At 31.4% G+C, this 1,869-nt stretch carries 4 protein-coding genes; 2 read left to right on the top strand and 2 right to left on the bottom strand.

What is annotated here, in order from left to right; genetic code table 11:
- Both ACI313_RS04120 and ACI313_RS04115 read right to left on the bottom strand, forming a co-directional pair.
- On the bottom strand, positions 1–90 hold a 90-nt coding region (locus tag ACI313_RS04120; protein ID WP_439755346.1), incomplete at its 3' end, for a DUF6176 family protein.
- Positions 91–108: 18 nt separating this feature from the next.
- A complete protein-coding gene (locus tag ACI313_RS04115; RefSeq protein WP_233994572.1) occupies positions 109–588 on the bottom strand; it encodes a GNAT family N-acetyltransferase in 480 nt (159 codons plus the stop codon).
- A gap of 127 nt (positions 589–715) precedes the next feature.
- Between ACI313_RS04115 and ACI313_RS04110 the strand changes: the two genes are divergently transcribed.
- Both ACI313_RS04110 and ACI313_RS04105 read left to right on the top strand, forming a co-directional pair.
- Positions 716–1,153, top strand: a complete 438-nt coding sequence (locus ACI313_RS04110; protein ID WP_271863103.1) for a hypothetical protein — start codon at positions 716–718, stop codon at positions 1,151–1,153.
- Positions 1,154–1,711 (top strand): GNAT family N-acetyltransferase, encoded by a 558-nt coding sequence (locus ACI313_RS04105; RefSeq protein ID WP_271863104.1) that lies wholly within the window; start codon positions 1,154–1,156, stop codon positions 1,709–1,711.
- Positions 1,712–1,869: the final 158 nt, after the last annotated feature.

Here is a 1,869-nt window from a genome sequence, read left to right as displayed (position 1 = left end):
ATGATGGCTATTTAAGAAATCCATCCATTCCTGTGCTTTTTCTTCTTTACCTTTTCTAATTCGAAATCGTGTTAGCTCAACTCGAACCATTACTTACTTTACTTCTTTCTATTCTAAATCCAGTACCAAGACAATTTCTTCTCCATCTTTTTCCCCGTTAGGAACAAAACCAGCATCTTTATATAATTTTTCTGCATAATCATTCCCAGGTACGTAGGACAAATATAGTTTTTCACCCTTACCTAGAGGCATTGTTTTTACGTATTTAATAATTTCATTTAATGCCTTTTTGCCTAATCCTTTGCCCTGGTATCTTTGATCAATCATAAATCTCCATAGACAATAATTATTACGGGCTACTTTTGGTGCTCTTTCCCAATCAAATACATTAAAGTTAATCATCGTAAATCCAACTAATGTATCTTTTTCGTATACAGCGAAAGTTTCAACTTTTTCATTTTCGTTTTGTGTAGCATAAGCTTCCAATAAACTAACCGTATTAGTCGCAACATATCTTTTTTGATTTTCCTTAACTTTAAGATTCACAACGTCCCAGATATTTTCGTTAGTTATTTTTTTGAATTCCATGTTTACTCCCCCTTAATAAAATGTCCTTCACATTTTTAATTTATTTATATTTACATTAATCATTTTTTTATTTAACATTAATCTATCATAATTTTATATTTTTACAATAGTAAATGGGGATGGTTGAATGAAAAACAGAATCAAAAATATTCTTTGGGCGATTGTTTCAATAATCATGATTGGAATGTTAATATTTGTAGCCTATTTGCGGATACAAGCTCACGAATATGGAGCTCTTGTCTGGAACATATTGGGAATTATCATTTTGCTAATTGCTACTTATGTTTATTTTAGGGATGCAATTAAAAATACTACTAATGACAATGTCGAAGAAGATGCTGAAGCAAAAAAGATCGAAACAAATTCTAAAGCTAAATCGTTAGACATCATAAGTAACCTTAGTTTTTGGGGTGGTTTTGCATTGATGATTTATGCTTCAAGTCAATTTAAAGAGAATCTGCAATTTTCATACATTCTACTTGCTATTTCTTGCACTTTAACAGCTATTTGGTTGATCACGTTAGTAACAGAACTCTTTTATATTTTTAAATATGGTAAAGAATAGATGATACAGAAGAATAAATTATTAACTTTAGAACCTTTTAATTCATATTATTTAAAAAGTATTTGGAAAGATGGTTTTTCAAGTAAGGATTCTGAATGGGCTAAGTGGAATGCCCCATATTTTGATGACTACACACCCTATTCCACGTTTTCGAATTTTAAGCACAGTTCGATTGCAGAGTATTTATTAAGTGATTCTTGTAAATGTATCTGCGTAGAAAAAAGAGCTATTGGGATGGTTTCAAAAAATTGGATTGATAAATCAACTAGATGGCTTGAGATAGGGATTGTAATTTATAATTCAAATTTCTGGCATGGAGGAATAGGAACTCAAGCTCTTAAAATGTGGATAAACGAGATTTTTACCTGTTATCCCGAATTAGAACATATTGGTTTGACTACTTGGAGTGAAAATAAGCGAATGATGCATCTCGCTGAAAAAATAGGGTTAAAGAAAGAGGCACAAATTCGAAAGGTTCGTTACTTTCAAGGGGAGTACTATGATAGTGTAAAATATGGAGTTTTGCGAGACGAATGGCATATGCAGTATAAAAATTGATATTGTAAGACAATGCAATAATATCTGCCTACCTTATTTCCTTGAACACGATAAAATAAGACCGTAGCTCATAAGAAGTACGGTCTTTTCATTTACTTGAGTTTTAATTCAACTGTCGCATCAGCACATTTATCTGAAATCATCATGTCGATTGGATA

Origin of the sequence: Floccifex sp., from assembly GCF_051873495.1 — a bacterium.
In the GTDB taxonomy this organism is placed as follows: domain Bacteria; phylum Bacillota_I; class Bacilli_A; order Erysipelotrichales; family Erysipelotrichaceae; genus Floccifex.
Note: the sequence above shows the minus strand (reverse complement) of the source record. Positions and strands in the feature narration are given on the sequence as shown.